The 2,467-nt window shown below is 50.7% G+C and carries 1 pseudogene; it reads right to left on the minus strand.

Annotation, left to right across the window (positions count from 1 at the left end):
- Positions 1 to 2,467 (minus strand): annotated as a pseudogene (locus H8L32_RS27175) (hypothetical protein); the annotation flags it as partial.

Genomic DNA, 2,467 nt, shown 5'->3' on the forward strand with positions numbered 1-2,467 from the left:
TGGTAACACGATCCTGCGCATCATATTGATAGCTGGTTTGGCCGTTTTGTGCACCATTTGTGCCATTACCGCCACTCACCGTGACTATCGCAACTTGTCCGTTTTCCGTATAGGTATTGACGATGTTTGTACCGTCTGGACGTTGCGCTTGAATTACCTGGTTCAGGTTGTTATAGACGTAGCTCGTATTTTGACCAGCGAAGTCGGTCTTCTGATTTGGATTGCCACTCAGGTCATACGTAAATTTCTCTACTTGCCCGGCTGGTAAAATCCTGCTGACCATACGATTGTTGACATCGTACGTCCAGCTTGTAGTGCGCCCTTGCGCATCAGTCTGACTGGTCTTGTTACCATTGCCGTCATAGGCATAACTGGTTTGCTGTTGTGTCGCTGCATTGGCTTGAACAACGCTGTTTAACCGTCCAATTGCATCATAGCCATAAGTCGTGGTGTTCCCCGCCTGATCCGTTTCTGACTGCTTGCGTCCATCCGCACGCCATACTGTTGTGCTGGTCGTATTATCTGGATAGATGGTACTGGTCAAACGGTTCAGTGCATCGTACTGGGACTGTGTAACCTTACCGGTCGCATCGGTAATTTTGGTGCGATTACCTGCATTGTCGTATTCGTATTTGGTTTGCTTTCCAATGGCATCCGCCAGTGTTATTAAACGACCTGCATCATCGTAGGTATTGGTGATCGTATTACCTTTAGCGTCAGTAGTACTTGCGACCTGACCAGCAGTATCGTAAGTACTACTATTCGTACTACCATCTGCTGCAATAGTCCTGACTAGACGATTTAGAGCATCGTACTCATAACGTGTTGTGCGTCCCTGCCTGTCGGTGTCACTGGCCTTATTTCCTCCCGCATCATAAGCGCTGCTGGTACTACTGCCATCCGGATAAGTTGTACTCACCAGTTTGCCGGTACTGTCATATTGATAGCTAGTGCGACGCCCTTGCGGATCAACATTCGCACTAACCTGTCCACCAGCGGTGTATTCCGTTTTTGTAGTGATACCTAAGGCGTCCGTTAAACTTAACACTCTTCCTTCATTGTCAAGTACACGCGTAACGCTAACTGTTTTCTGTGCCGGAGTTCCGTTGACATTGACTGTCGCTATCCAGCTACGGCTGATCTCTTTGCCGTTGGCATCATATGCATAAGTAATCACATTACCCGCTGCATCCGTTTCACTGATCTTGTTACCTTTGCCGTCATAACGATTTTTGGTGACCCGTCCATTCATATTCATGGTGGTCACATTTCCTGCACTATCATTGAGCAAATTGATCCCACTACCGAGAGGCTGGTTGATCAGTGTTGCATCGCTGCCATAGTAGTAAGTCGTGCTGTTTCCATTCGCATCAGTTGTAGATGACAATTGCGTCCCTGTCTGGCTGTCATACCTCCAGCGATTGACATGCCCTAAAGGATCCGTCTCACTCGTCTGCTTATAACTCTTAGGATCATAACTACTCAACGTCGTCTGCCCCGCCGCATTCGTCACACTGGCCTGATTGCCATTGGCATCGTAGGTATAGGTCGTGATCTGATTCAGCGGATTGATGATTTGCGTCACATTACCGTACGCATCATAGGTATAGGTGGTCTTGTACCCTCTTCTGTCTGTCACTGTCTCGCGGTTGTTGTCGAGGTCATGGTTCATCTGGATGGCTTTGCCATTGGCGTCGTACGCCGCAATCAGGCGTCCATCGACATCGTATTCATACCTTGCTGCCAGATGACCATCAGGGTCGGTGAAGCTGGCCAGACCATGGTTGCGGTCGTAGGTCATGCTGCTGACTGCCCCGTTACGGTCGGTCATGCTCATCAAGTCACCACTGGCACTGTAGGTGTAGCGAATCTGTTTGCCGGACGGGTCGGTCAGTCCGGTGATGTGATGATTGGCGTCCCGCGTAAAGGTGATGGCAGTACCGTTCGAGTGGGCCACACCGGTGTCGTTATAGGTCAGGGTGTTGCCGTTCGGGTCTTTGATGCGGGTGATGCCTATGCCATCGGTCAGGAAGTACTGGTAGTTGTCTTCGGTGGTGAGTTTGTAGTTTTTAGGGTTCCAGGCAGTAGCGGTACCGGTGCTGACATCGGCCTCGTCAACCAGCATGCCTGCCTGGGTATGAATGCTGGTCGGTACGTCGACCAGTTCCAGGGTACTGGTGGTACCGGGCAAGGCACTGAATTGAATCTCGACTAAAGGAATGGCGTTACCACATTCAACTTTGTTGGCGGCTGTAAAACGCGCCACTTCCCCGGTTGGCAGGGTGATGTCAAGCTTGCGCTTACCCGCTGGTCGCAGACAGACGCTGGTGCCGGAGGTGATGACGTTCCATTGCAGACCCAGGATCATGTTCTTGCGGATCTGGACGTTCTGATAGTCCACACTCCAGCCATACCCAAAGTCAAGATTCTGGCTCTTGCGACGGGTGTCGTAGGTGCGGGTGACGCG

Source organism: Undibacterium hunanense (assembly GCF_014284335.1).
GTDB lineage: Bacteria > Pseudomonadota > Gammaproteobacteria > Burkholderiales > Burkholderiaceae_D > Undibacterium > Undibacterium hunanense.